Here is a 21,994-nt window from a genome sequence, read left to right as displayed (position 1 = left end):
ATCTGCATAACGGAGCATCCTCCGGCGTGCCCTACTCTTTTTTAGGCAAGCATCTCCAAAGTGCGGTTCATTATCTGATCCCATCAGGCTTCCACCGTCCCCGACTCGCTTTTAGCTACCCAGATAACTACTCTCTTTGTCATTGATTTTCTTTTGTAGTAATTACCAGATATTATACTGGAAACATACGGCATTTACCAGAGGATGATGAATTTTTTCTATTCGGAAATCCTAATGAACAAAGGAGGGATATCGATGGCCAGACGAAATAAAATTTTGGTTCCAGAAGCCAGAAATGGCCTGGACCAGTTGAAGGCAATGATCGTTCAAGCCAATAACCCCGATATCGCCAAATTTGAGGCAGCCCGAGAAGTAGGCGTTCCTCTCAAAAAGGGCTATAACGGCCAGCTCACATCCGAACAAGCCGGAAAAGTCGGGGGCAGGCTTGGCGGCAGCATGGTCCGTGAACTCGTCAAAATGGCACAGCAAAACTTAACGAAGCCTTAACAAATGAAAGGACCTTTTAACGGTCCTTCATTATTGACTTCCAAATTAAATTTCAATCACTTTTTTCAAAAAAATTTGACAATTTTGTGACAAATGGTGGTAAACTATTCATAACAAAGGGGTGAAAGGGTTTGCATAAAAAACATTTACAAGCGTTATTATTTATGAAAAAAACAGCTTATTATGCAAGCTGGCTTGGAATCATTTTTTTAGCAACAGGATTTCTTACCAATGGTTTTGTTAACTATTTTTTCACCGGGTTAGGTTTCGGGATACTTTTTGCTTCTTTTTCAGCTATTTTAGCGGGAACATTTTTATCGCTGATGTCAGAACAGGCTCATCATAGCAAACGGGGGCAGTTTATGGTTTTATCGACCGGCAAATACACAAACGGAAAATTTGCCAAAAGAGAGGGCGCTCCGCCGCTGACCTTGATTGAGGGTGGAGCCCGCAGCAGCCGGAAAACCGCCCAAAAGAACATTGCTAAATAAGAAAAGCGCAAGCGCCCTGGTCAGCGCCGTATATCGGCTAAAAAAAGAAGAGGCAAGGGGTCCTCTTCTTTTTATGTCTGGATTATTGGTGCAGCAAGAAGCCTTTCATAATTTCGGCAATCTCGCTCGAGCTGAGGGGCTCATGCTTCTTTTCCCAATCAGACACTAGTGCAATATACATTTTTAACAGCAGGAAGCTGGTAATTTCCGAGTTCAACTGCGGGATAGCCCCTTTTGCAATCGCGGCTTCCATTTTTTGCTTTAAATAGGCTATGATTTCATCTTCCACATGCTGAAGCATGTCCGAAACAGCGATCGTTCCCATTTCTTTCTCTTCCTGTGCAAGCTTAATCATCAACTGATGCCGGGAACGGAATTCCAGGATTCGATACAGCCCGCGATGGACATTTTCCGTAAAAGGCAAATCAGGCTGCAAAACTGCTTCAGCTTCAGCGATCATTTCTTTTACTAAAGAGGAAATAATCTCTTCAAACAGCTCTTCTTTGTTTTTAAAAAAAGTATAAATGGTCCCTTTTCCCACATTGGCCAGCTTTGCCACCTGATCCATCGTTGTGGCTTTATAGCCAAACAACGAAAAAGATTTGGTTGCAGCTTCGACAATCATTTTTCTCCGATCGGGAGCCATTAGATGGTCCCTCCTTTTTGACTAAATTAGTTTTATAGTCATTTGTGATAATTTTACTATATCATATATCCAATCCGGTTTCAATTTTGCCCATACGAAAAGACCCATGGCGAACGATGGCGACAACATGGGTCATTAAAAGGACGTCTATTTCATTTAATCAAATAGATGGCAGGCTACCCAGTGGTGAGGCTTGGCCTCTTTCCAAACCGGCATTTCCTGCGAGCATCTTTCTGTTGCCATCGGGCAGCGGGTTCTGAACCGGCACCCGCTAGGCGGATTGCTGGGCGAGGGAAGATCCCCTTGAAGGATGATCCGTTCTCTTTGTTTTTCCACCAAAGGATCCGGAACCGGGACTGCCGATAGCAGGGCCTGGGTGTATGGGTGAAGCGGTTCTGCATATAAATCATCGGAGCTTGCCAGTTCTACGATACCACCTAAATACATAACCCCGACCCGATCACTGATATGTTTAACCATGGAAAGATCATGGGCGATAAATAAATAGGTCAGTCCCTTATCCGTCTGCAGCTTTTTCAATAAATTGACAACCTGCGCTTGAATGGACACATCCAAGGCACTGATCGGTTCGTCTGCAATAATAAATTCGGGCTCCACCGCTAATGCGCGGGCAATGCCAATTCTCTGGCGCTGGCCTCCTGAAAATTCATGAGGATACCTGCCTGCATGATCCTTATTTAGTCCTACAGTTTCCAGGAGGCGGTATATTCTGTCTTGCCGTTCTTTTTTCGTCGTTACAAGCCCATGAATATCAAGCCCTTCCGCAATAATATCCGCGACTGTTTTTCTTGGATTTAAGGAAGAGTATGGATCCTGGAAAATCATTTGCACTTTCCGATTAAACTCTTTAAGCTGTGAAGAGCTTTTCTGCTCATGCACCTTTTTGTTGTGGAAAAGAACTTCTCCCCCTGTTGCCTCATAGAGCTGCATGATGGTTCTTCCTGTTGTTGATTTGCCGCATCCAGACTCGCCTACCAGCCCTAAGGTTTCTCCTTTAAAAATGGTAAATGAAACATCATCGACAGCTTTTAATACTTCCTTCTTTCCTGTGTGAAAGTACTTTTTTAAATGTTTAATTTCAATCAGCGGTTCCAGCTGTTTTTCTGGAGTTTTCTTCATCCCAATGGCCTTTAATGGCCTCCTGACACTTGCTGTTCGTTCGATTTTAGGCGCCTTTTCATGAAGCAGCCATGTAGCGGCATAATGGGTTTCTGACAGCTTAAACATCGGAGGCTCCCGCAGATAGTCAATTTTTAAAGCATGGTCATTTCGTTCAGCAAACGGATCCCCTTTCGGAGGATCAATTAAATCTGGAGGAGTCCCCGGAATGGCTGCCAGCTCTTCCTTAGTTTCCATATTGGGCATGGAGCCAAGCAGCCCCCAAGTATAGGGATGCTGCGGGTTATAAAATACCTCTTCCACTTTGCCTGTTTCAATAATTTTCCCAGCGTACATCACTGCCACACGATCAGCAATATTGGCGACCACCCCTAAATCATGGGTAATAATGATGATGGAGGTGCCCATTTTCTTTTGAATGTCTTTCATCAGATCCAGAATTTGCGCTTGAATGGTTACATCCAAGGCCGTGGTCGGCTCATCGGCAATAATTACTTTTGGGCTGCACGCTAACGCAATCGCAATGACAACACGCTGCCGCATCCCTCCGGAAAATTGGTGCGGGTATTGATGGAGCCGGATTTCCGGATTGGGGATTCCGACCATTTTTAATAATTCCACCGTTTTTTGCTGCGCTTCTTTTTTGTGGACCTGTTGGTGAGTCATAATACTTTCTGCGATTTGTTTCCCCACCGTCATGGTTGGATTCAGCGCCGTCATCGGATCCTGGAAAATCATCGAGATCTCTTTTCCGCGAATCCGCTCCATTTCACCCTCGGAAAAGCCCACAAGGTCTTTTCCTTCAAAAAGGATTTGTCCTGATTCAATTTTCGCAGATTGCGCAGGAAGCAGCTTCATAATACTTTTGGAAGTGACCGACTTTCCTGAACCTGACTCTCCTACAATGGCAAGAGTTTCTCCTTTATTTAAATAGAGGTTCACCCCTCTGACAGCCTGAACCTTACCGGCATATGTGTGAAAAGATACATGCAGGTCCTTTACTTCCAGTAATTTTTCCACCATGAGTTCCCTTCCTTTCTACCATCAAAAACCTTTAGAAATTAAATCCCTTTTTAAAAAAGCATGATGGCAGCATTGAACTTAGCTGGCATTCTCCAGCATTAATGCTTCACCAGTTTAAACTCAACATCTATGCGGCCAATCTGATCATTTCTTGTATTTAAAACAGGGGTATGCACATATTGATCAAGCTTTTGATAAACAGCTTCATCGCCAATTCCTAATTGTTTTAGGATCTCTAGGGCTACCGCGCTGACAGCCCGGGCATTCCCGTCTTCGATTTTAACAGTAATTCCAATGTCTTCTCCTACAACACCGAGGCATTGAACTCCCTCAGCGCCCCCTTTGGAAACAATTTTTCCAGCGAAGGCCTGCATCACATCGGTGTCAAATCGGTCTTCTCCCGCAACCATTTCCGGATGCTTCATCATCGCCTGGCAAATTCGATTAAGTGTTTCGGAGTGGCCGCCGGATTCTGTTTGAAACGGATTCGCTAATCGGGCATACCCCAACGCTGTATTTCTTAATGGCAAACGGTGCACCGGCACCCCGCAGCCATCTACGCCAATGTCAATTTTCTCTTTAGGGTATTGACAGATATCTTCAATGGCCTGAAGAATTCGCTGCTGATGAGGATGACTTACTTCACGGTAACTGTCCACATCCTCGTTCATATGGACAACGGCCGTCAGCATTCCTGAATGCTTTCCTGAACAGTTGCTGTAAACTGGCGTCAGTTCTCCGCCAGCTCTGATTAAGGCTTTATAGCTTTCTAAATCTCTGGGAATATGCGTTCCGCACTGCAAATGATTTTCCCCCAAATGGATCCGGCTAATAATACTCATGACTCGCTCACGATGCCGCTGTTCCCCGTTATGGGAAGCACAAATGAGCGAAACGTCAGCTGTTTCAAAACCAAAGGCATCCGCAGCACCTGTTTCTAAAACAGGGACGGCTTGAAATGGCTTCATCGACGATCTCGGGAAGGTTAGCCTGTCAGGATCTCCATACGAATACAGCAATTCTCCTTTTGAATTAACGACTGCAGCATGCATGTTATGTGTACTTTCAAGATAAGCTCCACGATAGACTTTAATTGGTTTTCCCATCACTATTCACCTTCGTATTTCTATAAATTTTAGTAGATTACTCGTGTTAAAAATAGCAGAAAGGCGGTGGATTCCGCTTTTCTTACCTTCTCATTTTTGGATCTAATGCATCGCGCAAGCCGTCAGCCAGGATATTAAAGCTGACCATGATGGCAATGATCACCACTGCTGGATAGGCGAGCAAATAAAACTGGTTCCTCATTCCCTTAAACCCGTCATTGATTAGGACCCCTAGAGAGGCATGGGGTTCTTGTAGGCCCAGGCCGATAAAGCTTAAAAAGGCCTCCGTGAAAATAGCGGATGGAATGGTGAACATCATATTGATAACAATTAATCCTATGGTATTGGGGATTAGATGATGCAGAATTAATCTGGAATTGGAGGACCCTAGTGATTTTGCCGCCAAGACAAATTCCTGTCCCTTTAGTTTAAAAATCTGTGCCCGGACCAGCCTGGCCATATTGACCCAGCCTGTGATGACCATGGCGATGGTGATGGTAATAATCCCTGGCTTCATGAGCATGATCAGCAAAATAACCACAATCAGATGCGGAATTCCTACTAAAACTTCAATGAGGCGCTGAAAGAAATGATCCACCTTCCCTCCCAAAAGAGCGGAAACGGCTCCGATGGTGACCCCAATCACCAAATCAAGCAACGCGGCTAAAAAGGCAATATAAAGCGAAATTCTTGTCCCCTGCCATATTCTTGTCCACTGATCCCGCCCGAATTTATCCGTTCCCAGCCAGTGATCCGAATTAGGCGGCTGATAGGAAGCGCCATAATCGGTTTCATAATACTTGTACTCAGTCAGATGCGGACCAACAATGGCCAATAGAGTCATAATGATTAAGATAACTAGACTAATCACTGCCCCTTTATTTTTCTTCAGCCGCATCCAGCTATCCTTAATGGCAGACATAGGAGGACGGCTGATTTTTTCACTGTCTTCTTCCCGGCGGCCCGCCACTTCAAACAAATCATCTGAAAATTCATCGGCAACAAGTGATTCAGCGTTTTTCATACTGTTCACTCCTTTACACCGCTTACGCGGATTCTTGGATCAATTAGACCGTATAATAAATCGATTACCAGCATGGTTAAAACAAAAAAAGCACTATAGAATAGGGTCAGCCCCATAATCGTCGTATAATCGTTCACTTTAATCGAATCAACAAACAGACTTCCAATCCCTGGCACGCCAAAAATATTTTCAATAACGAGAGAACCCGTTAATAAACTGACCGTAATGGGGCCTAAAACGGTGACGACTGGAATGAGCGCATTTCGGATCGCATGCTTGTAAATCACTTTGATCCGTTTGACGCCTTTTGCTTTCGCCGTCAGCATGTAATCCTGTCCCAGAACCTCGAGCATTTCATTTCTGGTATACCGGGCGATTGTGGCAACAACGCCCAAAGTCAAGGCGATACTTGGCATGATCGAGCTTGAATAAGATTCCCAAAATGCCACCGGGAGAAGTCCAAGCTTGAGGCCAACATAGTATTGCAGCAGTGCCGCAAAAACAAAGTTTGGGACCGATACCCCGAGTACCGCAACAAACATGGTGGAATAATCCCAAAATGTATTATGCCGAAAGGCAGCGACAATTCCGAGGATAATGCCAATGGTCAGCCCTAATATCACCGCCTGTGTCCCAATCAGCGCCGATGGGCCAATCCGGTCGGCCAGGATCGATACAACACTCTGCCCTTTAAAATAATAAGAGGTGCCGAGGTCGCCCTGTGCCAGATTCTTGAGGTATAAAACATACTGGGTTGTCACTGGTTTATCTAACCCATAACGCGAAAGGAATTCGGCCCGTTGATTATCTGATAAAACGGCCAATTTTTCCTCATCAAACGGCGAGCCTGGCAGCTGCTTCATTAAGAAAAAAGTAACGGTCGCAATGACAAACAGCGTAAGGACAATATTTATCAACCTAATAACTACATATTTTTTCATCGTTTGCACCTCCACTTTTGCGGGGTTATAACAAACAGGAGAAGAGGACGCCCTCTCCTCCAGTTCAGTTATGAAAACTTATATGAACATCCTCTAGGTGAATATACTCATTCCTATTGAACGGATGCATATTTTAAATCTAATGGCGAGCCAGATGGATGTGTCACAAGTCCTTTTAAGTATGGTTTTTCTAGGAATGCTGTTCCTTGGTAGTACAGTGTTCCCAATACCGCATCATCTTTAAGAAGGATTTTTTCCGCTTCCATCAGCTTGTCCATCCGGACTTTTTCATCCACTTCATTCTTGGCAGCTGTCACTAGCTCATCATACTTCGGATTGGCATAATTGCCGCGGAATGGAATTGCCGGTGACATCCATAGGTCTAAATAGGTCATTGGGTCGTTGTAGTCCGCTCCCCATTTAGAAACAACCATTTGGTAATCGTTGTCACGCATCGTTTGCAGTCTGCCGCTGTATGGTTTCGTTACTAATTGAATATCGATCCCTAAGTTTTTCTTATATTCACTTTGCAGGAAGGTGCCGGTGTCTTTGGAAACCGTATCGTCAGCCGTCAATAAGGTAATTTCTGGTGTTTTACCAAGTTCTTTGACTCCCTGCTCCCAAAGCTCTTTCGCCTTCTTCACATCTGGCTTCACAACATCGCCCTGCAGCTCCCTAAATGATTTTCCATCTGCCCCTGTCATTTTTGGTGCGATTAACCCTGTTGCCGGCTCTGAACCGTTATTTAATACGACATCGGTCAGTGTCTTTGGATCATAGGCCAATTGCAGCGCTTTGCGGATATTAGTATTGCTGATTGGATCCTTGCCTAAGTTAAATTGGATATAGTACGAAGTAAATTCTGTTTCAGTTTTAAACTCTTTACTGTCCTTATACGAGTTGACATCAGCAGATGATAATATAACCCTGTCAAGTTCCCCTGCCTCATAGAGATTTAAAGCCGTACTTTGTTCTTTAATGACCTTTAAGTTGACTTTGTCAACGGCCACATTTTTCTTATCCCAATACTCGGGATTTTTCTCTAGCTCGACCCCGCTTGCTTGATCATACTTCGTTAATACATAGGGGCCATTGTAAAGAATATTGTCATTGGTTAAGGCAAATTGGTCGCCTTTTTCCGTGACGAACTTTTCATTTAACGGAAAATACGTAACAAAAGCAGTTAAGCTGACAAAAAATGGCGTTGGCTTTTCAAGCTGAACCACTAATGTTTGATCATCCTTAGCATCAATCGCCACCGTATCTGCCCCGGCTTCCCCCGCCGCAAACGCCGTTCCGCCCTTAATGTAATCGGCCAAAATAAACGAGTAGGATCCCGCCGTATCCGGATTCATCGCTCTTAGCCAAGAGTATTTAAAATCATTGGCTGTTATGGGGGTGCCATCACTCCACTTCACGTTATCGCGCAAGTGGAACGTATACGTCAGGCCATCTTCTGAAACATCATAGCTTTTGGCCATAGCCGGCTCCGGTTCATTGTCTTTATTGATCCGGTAAAGTCCTTCCATGATGTTATTTAAAATAGAAAAAGAAATCGTATCTGTGGTTTTGACTTGGTTTAAATCTGGAATATCATTCTCCAGGCTTAGATTCAGGACATTTTCAGCCTTTTTATCTGCTTTCGCTGTTTCTTTCTCGCCCTTTTCCCCTGATGAACTTTCTTGAAAATTACATCCCGCCAAGACAATCATTAATCCTGCTAACATGACTCCAAATATTTTCGGCCATTTTTTGACCATTTTCATTCCTCCTCTAAAAAATATGTCGATTAATTATCTTGCAAGTTCCGTGCCAACTTTCAAAACCCCTATTTTAATTCCGAAAATTATAATTAGTATGGATTTTTAAAAAATTATTGGATAGGCCAATTCACCCAATTAGCCAGTTGTTTCTGTTAATGGGTTAGCCTATTTATTGGTTCTTGCAAGGAAATGAGCGGAAAAATTTTGGTATAAAAATTGCATGAACATTAGGATGGAAAGCAAAGGAGGAATCAAACTTGAATTGGAAACAGGAAGTTGACCAACGAAAAGATTTATTATTAGAGGATTTAACGGACTTATTAAAAGTCCCCAGTGTCAAAGACTTAGCAGATTCAACAGAAGGGACCCCCATGGGAAACAACGTCAAACAGGCACTCGATCTCATGTTAGCCAAGGCCGAGCGGGATGGCTTTCGGACTAAAAACATCGATAATCTCGTTGGTTTCGCAGAGTTAGGGCCTGAAGATGCGTCCCAATATATTGCCATCCTTTGTCATTTGGATGTGGTGCCGGCAACAGGCCAATGGGACCATGATCCGTTTTCCCCTTACCTGCAGGACGGGAAACTATATGCCCGCGGGGCGATTGATGATAAAGGGCCGACGCTGGCTGCCTACTATGCGCTAAAAATCATCAAAGAAAATCACCTTCCATTAAAACATCGTGTCCGCATCATCTTCGGCACCGACGAGGAAAGCGGCATGTCCTGCATGAGAAAATACGTGCAATCCGAACCAGAACCGTTAACCGGCTTTGCACCTGATGCAGAGTTTCCGATCATCCATGCCGAAAAAGGGCAAATCAATGCCATTTTAAAGTGGAAACAGGAGGGGGCTGCGGACAATGGAACGGTTTTAGTATCTTTCCATTCCGGAGAAAAAGGGAATATGGTCCCCGACTATGCCTCTGCCGAGATTAAAGGCGGGCAGCTAAACAAGATTAAAGAGGAATTTAGTCAATTTGCCGGCAATGAGAATTTAGAGTCATCCACTACAGGATCTGGCGGAATTCTGCAATTAACATTAAAAGGAAAATCAGCTCATGGAATGGAGCCGTTTAAAGGAATAAATGCCGGACTGAAGCTGGCCCAATTTCTTGTCACCCATTCCATTGTCAGCCATCCTTATCTGCAATTTATGGCAGATTGTTTAGCCGATGACTTTTTCGGTAAAAAATTAAATATTGCCTTCCATGACGAAATCACTGGACCACTTACTGTTAATGCAGGCATCTTTCATTATCATCCGAGTGAGCAAGCAGTCATTTCATTAAATATCCGATGCCCCGTTGAAACTCCTTACTTAAGGACGATCGAAAAGTTAAGTGAAGCTGTACAGGAATATGGATTTGAAGTAGAAGAAATACGGGAGAAAAAACCACACCATGTCGAAAAAAACCACCCGGTGATTAAAGTGCTTCAGAAAGCCTATGAGGAAGAGACCTATCAGCCAGCAAAATTATTAACCACTGGCGGCGCTACCTATGCCCGTTTCATTGGAAACGGTGTTGCCTATGGGGCCGTGTTTCCAGGAAAAGCAAACACAGCTCATCAAAAAAATGAATATGTGGAAATGGATGACCTTTACCTGGCGGCCGCCATTTATGCAAATGCGATTTTTCATCTTGCCAATCTCGATTCATAAAGAAAACTCGCCGGCTTCTAGGAAAGGTAAATGCTTTCCTTGCCCAAAAAAGCAAGTGCAGATCAGCACTTGCTTTTTTCATAGAATTCAAGAAATCTTCTGCCCTTTTCAGCAATTTTGGTTCCTTTTCGTCCTTTTTCAATCACGATCAGTTCATAATTATGCAAGAGACCTTGACGATATCGCAGCTGAGTGTCCGTCAGGCGATAACCCTTCTGATTCAAATAGTCCAGCATGACGGCTCTGCCTGCTGATGGGATATTTTCGGAGTTTAAAAATTCGAGCAGCGCCAATGTTTCTGCCAGAAATCCTTTATTCTGCAAATCCTCTCCAATGGCTGCTAACGCCTCCGTCATTTGCTGGTCTGGCTGAAAATAGGAAAAGGTACCTGTCCAAAATGGCAATTCTTCCTTATAAACGACATCACCAGAAATATGGGCCGCATATTCCACAACATTTCGAAGCTCTCTGACATTCCCAGGCCAATGATACTCCTGGCAGCATTCTATAGCTGCTTTCGAAAAAGCAAAAGATGTCCTGCCCAGCTGTTCTTCAAATTCCCTCATAAAATGATGAATTAACAGCGGGATGTCCTCCTTTCGCTCCCTTAATGGCAAAATCCTTAGCGGCAATACATTTAAGCGATAATATAAATCCTCTCGGAACTTGCCCTCCTCAATCAGCTGGCGCAGATCCTTGTTGGTTGCCGCGATGACCCTTACATCGAGGGGAATCACCTTATCCCCTCCAACACGCATAATTTGCCGTTCCTGCAAGACTCGGAGCAGCCTGTTTTGAATAACAGGCGATGCGTCACCAATCTCATCAAGAAAAATGCTCCCCATATGGGCCTGTTCAAACATTCCGATATGACCGCTTTTATTTGCACCGGTAAAGGCACCCGGCTCATAGCCAAATAACTCACTTTCCATCAGGCTTTCAGATATGGCAGCAAAATTCACTCCGATAAACGGCTGGTACTGCCTTGGGGAATAATTATGAATCGCTTGGGCTAAAACTTCTTTTCCTGTACCGGTTTCCCCAAGAATCAAAATGGTAGAATTGCTTTTTGCGAGTTTTTGAGCAATCTTCATCATGTTTAACATCGGGATGCTGGCGGTCATCATATCATCAAAACGGTATCTGGCAACTAAGTTCCGCTGCTTTGCTTTAAACCGGTAGTCGTGCTCAATTTTCCGGTAATCCTCCGCTTTGCGAAAAATAACTAGAGTCGAATGAACCTGAGCATCAATGATAATCCGTTTTTTTCGAATATAAAAAGTGGTCCCATTCATTTCAACAAAATTTTCTTGGCCTACCGCCACGTTCAAAATCGTATCCCGATAGGATTTATTTACATCATACAAACTGGGTTTTGCCTGACCGGTTTCTTTCATTTCCAGGTACTCGCCGGCTATATGATTATACACATCAATCTGGCAATCATTATTATAAACCAGTACAGCCTCATCCATATTTTGAATGATGCTTTCTAAGCTCTGCTGCAATAATTTGGAGCGGAACATTTCCTCGCTCAGCTCTTTGGTGATATCCACCAGCGACTGCATAAATCTTGCAGACAAATGGGTCATGGACGCATCTGAAGTTATTTGAAAGTGATTGTATAATTCCACTAAGGAGGATATATCAATCAAACGGCAGCCAATATTAATGACATGTTTAATATGGGAGGGTACGAGTTCCGGTTCTCCCGGCGTCACCGCGATCGAAATTTCTTTTCTCGGCTCCTCATGAGAGTAATAGGGGAGAAAATTTAATTCAATGCCGGATTCCTTCAGGAATTCAATTGTTTCTTCCGTTGATTGTTTTAAATCGCTTACCAAATAGACACTGGTGCCCTTAGGGACCGCTAACAGTTCTCTTATATTGGCATAATTAATGGCCCTTTTTGTAATCAGGTATGGCATATCCTTGGGCAAATAGGGCTTGACCATTTTGTAAATAATTGGACTTGAGATTAGCACCAGCGAGTACTTTTTCAAGTTGTCATAATCTAATTCATCTACTTTTCGCCCATCAATGCTAAAGTATTCCTGCAAACCAAGCTCCGTTAATTGTGTAACAAATGCCTGTAATGTGTTTTGCCTGTAAGCGACAACCAGTATGCTTTTTTCCTTCAGCAAAATTCCTCATCCCTTATCCGTTCAAATTGCTATTGGAAACTATATTATCATAATACTCCCATTTTTCACAAAAATATTCGCGATAAGATAGCGGACATGCATCGGCTATCTTATCGCGAATGGCGATTATGATCCCGTTGAACGATAATGCCGGACCCCGAATTGCCAAACAGCCAAACAAGGCAGGATGAACAAGCTTCCAGCTAAAGGGGTAAGCATGTACAACAGCTCATGGCGATTTATTTTTCCAAGGAGATATAACAACGGAATGTAATTGACAGTCCCGAACGGTATGACATAGGTAAAAAAACGGGTTACCCATTTTTGATAGATATTGAGCGGATATTGCGCCATTTCTCTTCCGCCATCTGTAAAGATATTCGCCACTTCCAGCCCTTGGACCGTCCAAAAACACATCGTGGCTGCCAGTATATAGATGCCGGTAAATAGGAGGACACCACTGGCAATCATCAGACCTAATGTGGCAGCTTTTAGGAGGCTCCATTCAATAGAAAGATTGGCCAAAGCCCAAATGAAGACTATTAAACTTTGAAGCATCCGTCCCACTCTCGTAAACTCAAATTGGGAACCGAGCACTTGGACAAACGTGCTTCTCGGACGAACCAGCAGCCGATCAAAATCTCCTTTCCTCACAAGGCTCGAAAACATATCAAACCCGCGGGCAAAACATTCACTTATACTAAAAGACATATGGATAATCGAAAAACAGAGGGCCACCTCATAAAACTGCCATCCCTTAATCTGGCCAAATCGCTCAAACAAAAAGTAAAGACCGGCAAACACGGAAAACGGGATAAAAAACTGGCCAAGTGAGAGCAGCCAGAACGACGTCCGATACTGCATTTGAGACTTTAAGTGAATGAGCAGACATTTCCAATACAGTTTCATTAGCCATCAGCCCCCTTGAACCACTACTCTTCTTAATGCGCCATTCAATGCGATTCTTCCAAGCCAAATAAGGGCAGCGAGATAGCCTAGCTGAATGGCAATCCCAATCATTGCCTCCTGCTCAGGGATATGCCCGGAATAGACCCTGAACGGGAAATCGGCTGTCCAGCGAAATGGAAGAACCATTGCCAGCTTTTGGAGCCAGTCCGGCATGAGCGGAATCGGGATAACCAATCCGGCAAAAAACTCTCCAAGGACACTGAAAACTAATAGCGATCCCATTGGTGACATCGTCATAAACACTGAAATATAGACGAACATGGATATAGCAACAAGCAGGAATAACCCAAGCAGAAGACCCATTAAAAACAACAGAAAGGTTTCGAAGTTTGACGGCAGAATGAGATTGTACGGTCTTGGCAAAAAATAAGCCACCATTAAGATGGGAAAACAACGTAAAATGGCGCTTGATAATCGTTGTGCCAACAGCTTCGCATACCAAAAGCCGTAAAGCCCACAGGGCCGGCAAAGTTCATAGGCAATATTTCCGCTGGTGATCAATTCGAACAACTCATTATCTCTAAACCAGATGGTGACAAAAACGAGAAATGCTTGCTGCAGCCATATGTATTGGATTAATTCCTTTAAGGAGATGGGCAGGTGTTGAGCAGCATGCTCGTAAAAGGCTTCAAATACCATGATGATGATAAATCCCCAGAAGAATTGTGTAGCCACCCCAGCCAAAGCAGCTGTCCGGTACTGCAGCCCATTGACAAGCCGGAGCTTTAAAACCGACCGATATACTCTCATATTTGATACTCCTTATATAACTGGACAATGGTTTCTTCAATCGGCTTCGCATCGATGGAAATATCGGTAAGGTCCACTTGACGGGACAACTCCATAATGACATCGGAGGTATTGGTGTTTGCTGTATCAACACTGACAACAGCCCGTTCCGGTGACCAAGATAAGAGGTCCGCCCCAGGGATGATAAAAGGCTGTTGGGCCGTTTTATAATCAGCCGTAATGGTTTTCTGCGTGCCAAAATGCTTCCGCAATTCCTCCAGCCTGCCGTCATAAAGCAAGCTCCCTTTTCCAATTAAAAGAACCCTGTCTGCCAGGGCCTCAATGTCATTCATGTCATGAGTGGTTAAAATGACCGTAACTCCCTTTTCTTGATTGATGGTTTTTATGAACTGCCGGACCGCTATTTTTGAAACGGCATCAAGGCCGATCGTCGGTTCATCCAGGAATAAGATTTGGGGACTATGCAGGAGAGATGCCGCCATTTCGCAGCGCATCCGCTGTCCCAGGCTTAATTGGCGGACCGGCGCATGGACAATATCCTGCAAATTGAGCGTTTCGATCAGAAGGTCTAAAGAGGCATTAAAATCTGGATAGGGAATTTTGTAAATATCTTTTAATAGCTCAAACGATTCGATGACCGGGACATCCCACCACAACTGCGAGCGCTGGCCGAATACAACGCCAATATTATGGACATAGCGGGCCCGGTCTTTCCAAGGAGTATACCCGATGATGGTGCAATTTCCGGCATCAGGGACAAGAATGCCGCTCATGATTTTGATGGTGGTCGACTTCCCAGCTCCATTTGGACCGATATAGCCGACGATTTCCCCTGGCTGGATAGAAAAAGAAAGATCCTTTAATGCATGAACCGTCGTATAATCCCGATGAAAAAGCGCCTTTGCCGCCTGCCGCAGACCTGCCTGGCGTTTGGCAATCCGATAAGATTTGCTTATGCCCTCTAATTTGATCAATATTTTCCCCTCCCCGCTTTTATCGCCGCAGAGGAAAATAATAACATCAGCACTCCATGGAGTCAAGAATATTTAGAATATTTAGCCCGTTATTTTTATGGCCTTTCACCTTTCATAACTGACATCACCGCCGCCTCTATTTCTTCATAGCATGTGCATCTGCAGATATTAGAAGCAAGCCATTCCTTGATCACTTCATAAGTTGGATGAGGGTGGTTCTTCAGCAAAGCCTGGCAATTCATAATAAATCCAGGTGTGCAATAGCCGCATTGAAACGCAAAATTTTTAATGAATGCCTCCTGAATAGGCGCATCCTTTAAGCCCTCTATCGTGGTAACCTTCGAACCGGCGACCTCGACCGCAAGCATAATGCAGGACTTATAGACCGTGTCATTTACCATTACTGAACAAGCACCGCAGTCTCCATTTAAGCAGCCAGGCTTGGCTCCTGTTAAGCCAAGATGGCTTCGAAGTACATAGAGGAGCGTGTCTGCCGGCCGAATTTCTACCTGGCGTGCTTCACCATTCACTTCTAGGGGCACGGTTATTTTCTGGGGCAGGGATTGGGCCACTATTCTCCCTCCAATTCTAGAATAATCTCATTTAATGTATTCTCAAGAACAAACAGCCGGTATTCGCTTGACCCTTCGACATCGTGAAGCACCGGTCCCGGGATTTGGGCTAAAGCTCTCTTAACCCTTTCTGGCACCGGCAAACCGATGTTATTTAATTCAGCTTCCATCTCCTTTGAGCGAAAAGGAAAGGGGCAGAGTCCACTGAAGGCAAAGCGCAGCCCGTTATCTGCTTTAATAGAAGCCACTGTAATCAATGGATACCCCGTCTCCCACTGCTGGCGTCTTTTTATGCTCACAAACGGCAAATGGATATAGTTTCTTTCTGTCAGGAGCTGGACAATAAACTGCCCCTCCTCCAACTGAAAGGTTTGATTAAAAATTTGCCCGATCGGTATCGGTTTCACCCCATTTCCTCCAGCCGCAACCACCCAGCTGTCGCACAAAAGGAATGGCAGCACCGCCTCACGGTAAAAAATTTTTCCGCACAAATTTCCGCCAAGCGTTATTTTATTTCTTGCCGTATGGTCGGCAATCCCCATGGAAGTGGCACTTAACAGGGGAAATAAATTTTTTTCCTCAATAGAAGTTAACGAAAGGGCGGCACCTGCAATGAGATAACTCTGATTAAACCCAAAGCTTAGACATTCCTTTATCGCTTTTATATCAATGAACGCCCCTGCCGCTGCTAGCTCCAGCCGGCCAAGGGTCAGGATTTCGGTACCGCCTGAATAATAAATAGGGCGCTTATTTTCTCCTTTTAGAATTTGGAAAAGGTCCACCGCTTCTTGTATTGTTTCAGGCCGATAATACTCGATATCTGCTGACAGCACTTATCAACCGCCTCCTTTTATTTTCCATAATAATTCCGGAATCAGCGGCAAATAGTTGATTTCGGCTGACAATGCAGCAGAAAGGCTGTTTCCGAGAGCAGCCGGCATCCCTATCAATCCATGCTCACCTGCTCCTCTTAATCCATAGGGGGCTTCAATATGCGGTGTTTCCACAAAAGCCACTTCATATTTTGGATGTTCCCCGAACCGAATCGGCCGATAGGTCCGTAATTGCGGATTCAGAATGGTGCCATGCGAATCAAAGTAAAACGTTTCTCTAGCTGCAAAGGATAACCCCATGCTCATCGCACCCTTTACCTGTCCTGTCGCTGTTTTCTCATTGATTACCTTTCCGATATCGACTACCGTGACGGCTTTAAGAATTTTATATCGGTATTCCTTTGTATCGAGCTCAATTTCTACTCCTTGGGCGCCTACTGTCCATTCAGGCCCTGGCTTTCCGGCTCCTGTTTCTTTGTCTAAATTCGTGATGCCCGGCATCATGTAGTGGCCCCTGCCCATGATTTGCCCGCCAATGGAGTTTCCATTGGGAAACTTATATCCGTAGGCAATGTCTTTTATCGGGATCTGTTTATTCGGTTCACCTTTCAAATAAACTTTTCCGTAACCTACTTCGAGATCCCCTATAGGGGCACGCAAAATAAACGATGCCAGATTTTTCAATTGGCTGATCACATCGTCGGCAGCCGCTAACACCGCTCTTCCCGCCATGAGTGTCCCTCTGCTCGCGACTGTTTTCCAGTGCTCGGGGGTATTCACGGTATCGACATCCATTTGGACATAGATATCATTGATGTCCATTTTTAATTTTTCTGCGAGAATTTGGGCAAGAATGGTCTTAGTGGCTGTGCCGATTTCAATAACTCCTGAAATAAGGTTAATGCTGCCGTCGGGGTTGAAGGTTAAAATAACTCCTGAACTGGCATCTGGATCAATCGTAGAAGTTTTCCAGGCACAGGCAACCCCTTTTGCCCTTACTTTATCGCGTCCATGTTTTACCACCTGGCCCTCCTGCCAATTCATCAGCTCCTTTAGTTTTTCGATACATTTGGGCAGATTTCCTACGGTACTGGAATTTAGGCGGAATTGGGTCGGAGTTGTATGGCCGGGTAAAATGGCGTTTTTATAACGCAATTCAAGCGGGTCGATCTTTAATTTTTTAGCAAGAACATCCATCGTCCTTTCAAAGGCAAAATGGACTTCCGAATGGCTGAACCCTCTAAATGGGGCGGCATATGGGTGATTCGTATACATGCACAATGAATCGCACCAAATGTGATCGATACGGTAGGGACCCGTACAATCCACCGCTCCTGCCCGGCTTAAGTCTATGGATTTATCTGAATAGGCGCCCCCATCCCATAGGTAAAGGATTTCTGCCACTTTTAGCATTCCGTCCTTGGTGCAGCCAAGCTTTACTTGGGCTTCAAGTCCAATATGAACGGGGGAGGTAAGCATATCTTCTTCACGGGTATTCATGATTTTCACTAAGCGTCCGCCGACTGCCCTAGTGGCAAGATAGGCTAAAATCTCTAGTTGAATGGACGCCTTTCCGCCGTATGCCCCGCCCACAAAAGGAGTATTGGCTTTAATGCTGCCTGGCTTAATTCCAAAATATTGGCCGATTAATTTTTTTATCATAAATGGCGCTTGGGAGGAGGACGTAATTTCGATCATGCCGTTGGGATGAATTTGGGCAAGGGAACACCTGGTTTCCATCGCGGCATGATCGGAGATTCTGAAGGCAAATTTCTCCTCAACCTGCACTTCACTTTCCGTCCATCCTTTGTTTCGGTCTCCTTTGCGGATTTTGGTTCTGGTGGCTATATTGGTGCCAGGCTCTGGGTATACTCCCTGGATTTTTTCATATTGGTCCAGATGGGGGTGGAGCAGCGGCGCATCAGGCTTCAATGCTTCTGATGGTGAATTGACTACAGGAAGCTGTTCGTATTGGACTTTAATGGCTTCCACCCCCCTCATGGCCAAATAAGGGTTGTCTGCAACAACGATGGCGACAACTTCGCCATTGAATCGGACCCGATTGACCGCAATTGGCGGGCGGTCCCGCATTTCCTCTCCTGTCAACGGAAGGTCATCCCCTGTGACGATCGCCCTGACCCCTGGGATGTTTTGCGCTTCTGTTAGATCCAATTGTTTGATGAGGGCATGCCCAAAGGGACTTATGACGAGCCGGGCATGGAGCATATCATTAGTCTCAAAATCGGCAGTATATTTGGCATGGCCAGTTACTTTTTCAAGGGAATCTTTACGGGTTATGCCTTTCCCGATGATGTACATACTTTTAAATCCCCTTTCCTATTCAGTTGGCAGGTTTGCCCGCCAAATGCTATGAATCTTTGAACCTCTCAATTTTGCTTGTCTTCTCCCAAGGCGTCCCGGTTTCGAACCCGAGCGGGATATATGGGAAGTACTCGATTAAGAATTTATGTATCAACAGCCAAAAAAATTCCCTGCATGCAGAGAATTCACCTAGTAAAAAAGCATTTATGCTTGGAACTTTTCATTATCGATCAAAATTATCCTCGATTCCGTCTCTTTGGCCATTGCTTTTGTCCGGTCGACCAACTGATAAATATGTTTGCAGCATTGCTGTGCCCCTTTTACAAGCAGGGGCACTCCAATGGAATCGATCCCCAGGCCTCTGGAGAAAAAACCTCCAAGTGTCATAGCAAGCGGAACAACAGGGGAAGTATTGGAGAAAATAATCTTCTCGTTTAGATGGGAGCGCTGCATCATGATTTCACTAAAATGATATAAGGAAGGGAGCACGAGCTTGGATGTCCGTTTTCCAATCGTATAAACGGGATTCCCTTCCTCGTCTTCTCCATGGAAAATGAATTTGCCCGCATCTTGTTTCTTCAATTTATTGAAATAAGGAACTGCTAATATTTCTTCTTTATTAAGAATTTTGGAGGGATCATCGATGATTCTGAGGTGGTAGGCAGCAGCCAAAGAAGTCGTATGTGTACCGCCGAAATCATGATAAATGTAAATCATGTTGGATCCCCCTCATTTGGAAATTAGTTTTTGCTTTTATCATTTCCAAAATAACATGAATTATTTACGGTCTTAAAAAAGCGGCCGCTGCAGCCACGTTTTACCATATCAAAAAGTTTTATTCATTGAAATATTTTTTACGAATAGGACAAATTACCTAATAAGAAGCTTTTTTCTTCGTATTTCAATACAATCAATTTGGTACATGGCGACAAAATATTGGCCGCGGTGACCATTTTTGTCTTCATAAAGCTGTCAAAATGATTTTTTCTTCTTTTCCATAGAAGAAATGGCATCATACTTTTTCTTTTCCGCGAAATACTATATCTATCTTTATAAGAGACCTCAAGAAGTTACCTAACTAAGAAGCGGGGCGAGAACCATATGAAAAATCATGTTTTAAAACAACCATCTATTTATTCAATTCGAGAAAACTTAGAAAAGGACTAGAAGAATGTGCGGAACGGACTTGAAGCTTTAATGTGGAGCATAGCCCTGCCTGGATTCGGACAACTTTTAAATGGCAAATGGTTAAAGGGGATTGTTTTTATTTTTTTAGAAATATTGGTAAACGTCCAAGCGCGTTTTAATTTGGCCATTATTTCGAGTTTTCATGGAGAAATCGACAAAGCGATTCACCTGATTGATTTTCAGTGGCTGATGTTTTATCCATGTATTTATTTTTTTGCCATGTGGGACGCTTTTAAAGATGCGGGTGGAGGGAAAGGAAGGAATTCATTTTTACCATTTGTCTTTTCAGCCTATTTCGTGACCGTTGGATTGATCTTTTCAACTGTTTTTCGCCCATTTGGAATTTTGTTTGGTCCAATTTGGCTGCCCATGTTGTCTGTCATACCAGGATTGATTGTTGGTTTTCTATTAAAATTTATCATTAACAATGCTTCAAAAAAAAACAGCGTTTAAAAAGTAGCAGGTTCCGGTTTTTAATTCCATTTAAACATATCGTACACCGTTAAGGATGAATCGAACCGATTTCATCCTTTTTGCAGTGTTTACGATTTTTTAAACTTATGGAGTATCTGGCTGATCATTTCCCTCGCCCTCATGATGATGTATGAGATGAACTGGATTCGTTATTTTAAAGGTGAACATACGTTAAAAAGCTTCTATGGCAGCTTTTTTGGTTTTCCTGTAGCCAGTGCGAGCCTGCCGATCATGGCATTTTTATTGTTAAGCATTTATGGAAAAGTGATTTGGCTTAGCTTATCGGTCCTATTGCTTGGTGTTGGACATATTGGAATCCATCTGCAACATTTAAAGGATATAAAATAGTTTATTCGTTATTTCTTAGATATAACGACTAAGTGGTTTTGCGTCTTAATCAAACGTTTAATTAATTTTTATTTATAAGCATTTTTACCTACCCACTAGCCTTGCCATGTCCCATAGTTTAAAATAAATAGAGAGATTATTTTTTTGAGCGCTGCATAAATATTTTTTATGAGATATATAAAATTTCATAATAACTTATAGGAGCAAGCATATGAATTTAAATAAACTTGATGCATTTATTTTAGTGGTGGAAAAAGGCAGTTTTTCAGAAGCCGCCGCTGCACTGAGCAGTTCGCAGCCAGCCGTTAGTCTTAAGATTAAAAGTTTAGAGGAGGACTTGGGGTTTGACCTCCTGGAAAGGGGAATGTCGGGAATCCATACCACTCCGGCAGGAGCCCTGGTTTACCAAGCGGCAAAAGAAATTACAAAAAGGTGGCGCAGGCTTGAGGATGACCTGCTTAGCTTCCAGGACACTTTAACCGGAAACTTGACCATTGGCGCCAGCACGATTCCAGGCACCTATTTGGTCCCTGGATTGGCTAAAAAGTTCCGAGACCGTTTCCCAAAAGTGGATGTATCCATCGAAATCAGTGATTCCGAAGATATTCTAAAGAAACTTCTCAATCAGCAAATTGATGCGGCAATCGTTGGGATGCATCCAGTTTCCGCCAAACTCAATAGCTGGCAGCTGGCAAATGACTCTCTGGTGTTAATCACTCCCAATCATCATCCGCTTCTTGAGTCTGCAGCCCCAGAGTTTAGCGAACTGCAGCAATATGAATTTGTGGTACGAGAAAAAGGTTCGGGCACTAGAAAAAGAATGGAAGAATACTTGGCTGCCCATGGTTTGGTGCTTGAGAATTTGCCCTATAGTTTGTCAATCGGAAGCACCGAGGGGGTGATTGCCGCAGTAGAAGCAGGACTAGGAATCAGTTTTATCTCAAAACTCGCTGCACAGCCCGCCGTTAAAGCGAATCGAGTCCAAATGATTGAAAAAATTGATCCCATCCAGCGAAGCTTTTATTTTACCACCCTTAAAGACGCAGATAACCGGCCCATTATTCAAGAGTTTACTAAAGTTCTATTTTCACACTAACCTTTGTCAGAGGAGAGGA

Annotated in this window: 20 protein-coding genes and 1 other annotated feature (1 of these 21 only partly in view); of the genes, 6 read left to right on the top strand and 14 right to left on the bottom strand. The window is 43.8% G+C overall.

What is annotated here, in order from left to right; translation table 11 throughout:
* Positions 1-152 (bottom strand) — a binding site (T-box leader) (it extends 62 nt beyond the left edge of the window).
* Between the two features lie 103 nt (positions 153-255).
* Together NFS43_RS15480 and NFS43_RS15475 are read left to right on the top strand one after the other, a co-directional pair.
* The gene (locus NFS43_RS15480; protein WP_251553624.1) at positions 256-507 is read left to right on the top strand and encodes an alpha/beta-type small acid-soluble spore protein; all 252 of its coding nucleotides are present in this window, start codon (positions 256-258) and stop codon (positions 505-507) included.
* 131 nt (positions 508-638) lie between these two features.
* Positions 639-998: a hypothetical protein gene (locus tag NFS43_RS15475; RefSeq protein WP_251553622.1), complete on the top strand. Its 360-nt coding sequence runs from the start codon at positions 639-641 to the stop codon at positions 996-998.
* Positions 999-1,080: 82 nt separating this feature from the next.
* Here the strand turns inward: NFS43_RS15475 and NFS43_RS15470 are convergent, their stop codons facing one another.
* The 6 genes from NFS43_RS15470 to NFS43_RS15440 all read right to left on the bottom strand — a co-directional run bounded on the left by NFS43_RS15470 (position 1,081) and on the right by NFS43_RS15440 (position 8,638).
* Positions 1,081-1,644 carry a TetR/AcrR family transcriptional regulator gene (locus tag NFS43_RS15470; protein WP_251553620.1) on the bottom strand — a complete coding sequence of 188 codons (564 nt, stop codon included), beginning with the start codon at positions 1,642-1,644 and terminating at the stop codon, positions 1,081-1,083.
* A gap of 156 nt (positions 1,645-1,800) precedes the next feature.
* Positions 1,801-3,804 carry an ABC transporter ATP-binding protein gene (locus tag NFS43_RS24405; protein WP_277613953.1) on the bottom strand — a complete coding sequence of 668 codons (2,004 nt, stop codon included), beginning with the start codon at positions 3,802-3,804 and terminating at the stop codon, positions 1,801-1,803.
* Between the two features lie 101 nt (positions 3,805-3,905).
* On the bottom strand, positions 3,906-4,913 hold the full coding sequence (locus NFS43_RS15455; protein WP_251553618.1) for an asparaginase: 1,008 nt from the start codon (positions 4,911-4,913) through the stop codon (positions 3,906-3,908).
* A gap of 82 nt (positions 4,914-4,995) precedes the next feature.
* Entirely contained in the window at positions 4,996-5,937 is a 942-nt protein-coding gene (locus tag NFS43_RS15450) for an ABC transporter permease (protein WP_251553617.1), read from the bottom strand.
* A 5-nt stretch (positions 5,938-5,942) separates the two neighbouring features.
* Positions 5,943-6,878, bottom strand: coding sequence for an ABC transporter permease (locus NFS43_RS15445; RefSeq protein ID WP_277613952.1), 936 nt, complete (start codon positions 6,876-6,878; stop codon positions 5,943-5,945).
* A 113-nt stretch (positions 6,879-6,991) separates the two neighbouring features.
* Positions 6,992-8,638, bottom strand: a complete 1,647-nt coding sequence (locus NFS43_RS15440; RefSeq protein ID WP_251553615.1) for a peptide ABC transporter substrate-binding protein — start codon at positions 8,636-8,638, stop codon at positions 6,992-6,994.
* A gap of 260 nt (positions 8,639-8,898) precedes the next feature.
* Between NFS43_RS15440 and pepV the strand changes: the two genes are divergently transcribed.
* Positions 8,899-10,305: a dipeptidase PepV gene (gene pepV, locus NFS43_RS15435; protein ID WP_251553613.1), complete on the top strand. Its 1,407-nt coding sequence runs from the start codon at positions 8,899-8,901 to the stop codon at positions 10,303-10,305.
* Between the two features lie 62 nt (positions 10,306-10,367).
* Here the strand turns inward: pepV and NFS43_RS15430 are convergent, their stop codons facing one another.
* From NFS43_RS15430 to NFS43_RS15395, 8 genes are all read right to left on the bottom strand, one after another.
* Complete coding sequence (locus NFS43_RS15430) at positions 10,368-12,449, bottom strand: sigma-54 interaction domain-containing protein (RefSeq protein ID WP_251553611.1); 2,082 nt, start codon at positions 12,447-12,449, stop codon at positions 10,368-10,370.
* A gap of 126 nt (positions 12,450-12,575) precedes the next feature.
* Positions 12,576-13,358, bottom strand: a complete 783-nt coding sequence (locus tag NFS43_RS15425; RefSeq protein ID WP_251553609.1) for an ABC transporter permease — start codon at positions 13,356-13,358, stop codon at positions 12,576-12,578.
* A gap of 6 nt (positions 13,359-13,364) precedes the next feature.
* Positions 13,365-14,168: an ABC transporter permease gene (locus tag NFS43_RS15420; RefSeq protein ID WP_251553607.1), complete on the bottom strand. Its 804-nt coding sequence runs from the start codon at positions 14,166-14,168 to the stop codon at positions 13,365-13,367.
* Positions 14,165-15,142, bottom strand: coding sequence for an ABC transporter ATP-binding protein (locus NFS43_RS15415; protein WP_251553605.1), 978 nt, complete (start codon positions 15,140-15,142; stop codon positions 14,165-14,167). Before NFS43_RS15415 ends, NFS43_RS15420 begins: the two co-directional genes overlap by 4 nt.
* Positions 15,143-15,237: 95 nt before the next feature.
* Positions 15,238-15,714, bottom strand: coding sequence for a (2Fe-2S)-binding protein (locus NFS43_RS15410; RefSeq protein ID WP_251553603.1), 477 nt, complete (start codon positions 15,712-15,714; stop codon positions 15,238-15,240).
* On the bottom strand, positions 15,714-16,547 hold the full coding sequence (locus tag NFS43_RS15405; protein ID WP_251553601.1) for an FAD binding domain-containing protein: 834 nt from the start codon (positions 16,545-16,547) through the stop codon (positions 15,714-15,716). The genes NFS43_RS15410 and NFS43_RS15405 overlap by 1 nt, the downstream gene beginning before the upstream one ends.
* 3 nt (positions 16,548-16,550) lie before the next feature.
* Positions 16,551-18,866, bottom strand: a complete 2,316-nt coding sequence (locus NFS43_RS15400) for a xanthine dehydrogenase family protein molybdopterin-binding subunit (protein ID WP_251553599.1) — start codon at positions 18,864-18,866, stop codon at positions 16,551-16,553.
* 207 nt (positions 18,867-19,073) lie between these two features.
* Positions 19,074-19,586: a DUF3189 family protein gene (locus tag NFS43_RS15395; RefSeq protein WP_251553597.1), complete on the bottom strand. Its 513-nt coding sequence runs from the start codon at positions 19,584-19,586 to the stop codon at positions 19,074-19,076.
* A gap of 480 nt (positions 19,587-20,066) precedes the next feature.
* Here NFS43_RS15395 and NFS43_RS15390 point away from each other — a divergent pair, with 480 nt between their 5' ends.
* The 3 genes from NFS43_RS15390 (at position 20,067) to NFS43_RS15380 (ending at position 21,975) form a co-directional block, all read left to right on the top strand.
* Positions 20,067-20,510, top strand: coding sequence for a hypothetical protein (locus tag NFS43_RS15390; RefSeq protein ID WP_251553595.1), 444 nt, complete (start codon positions 20,067-20,069; stop codon positions 20,508-20,510).
* 141 nt (positions 20,511-20,651) lie between these two features.
* Positions 20,652-20,879, top strand: a complete 228-nt coding sequence (locus NFS43_RS15385; protein ID WP_251553593.1) for a hypothetical protein — start codon at positions 20,652-20,654, stop codon at positions 20,877-20,879.
* 211 nt (positions 20,880-21,090) lie between these two features.
* Complete coding sequence (locus tag NFS43_RS15380) at positions 21,091-21,975, top strand: selenium metabolism-associated LysR family transcriptional regulator (RefSeq protein ID WP_251553591.1); 885 nt, start codon at positions 21,091-21,093, stop codon at positions 21,973-21,975.
* The last annotated feature ends 19 nt before the right edge of the window (positions 21,976-21,994 follow it).

The organism is Neobacillus muris (assembly GCF_943193175.1).
Classification (GTDB): domain Bacteria; phylum Bacillota; class Bacilli; order Bacillales; family Cytobacillaceae; genus Neobacillus; species Neobacillus muris.
This window is presented reverse-complemented; position numbering and strand designations above follow the sequence as displayed.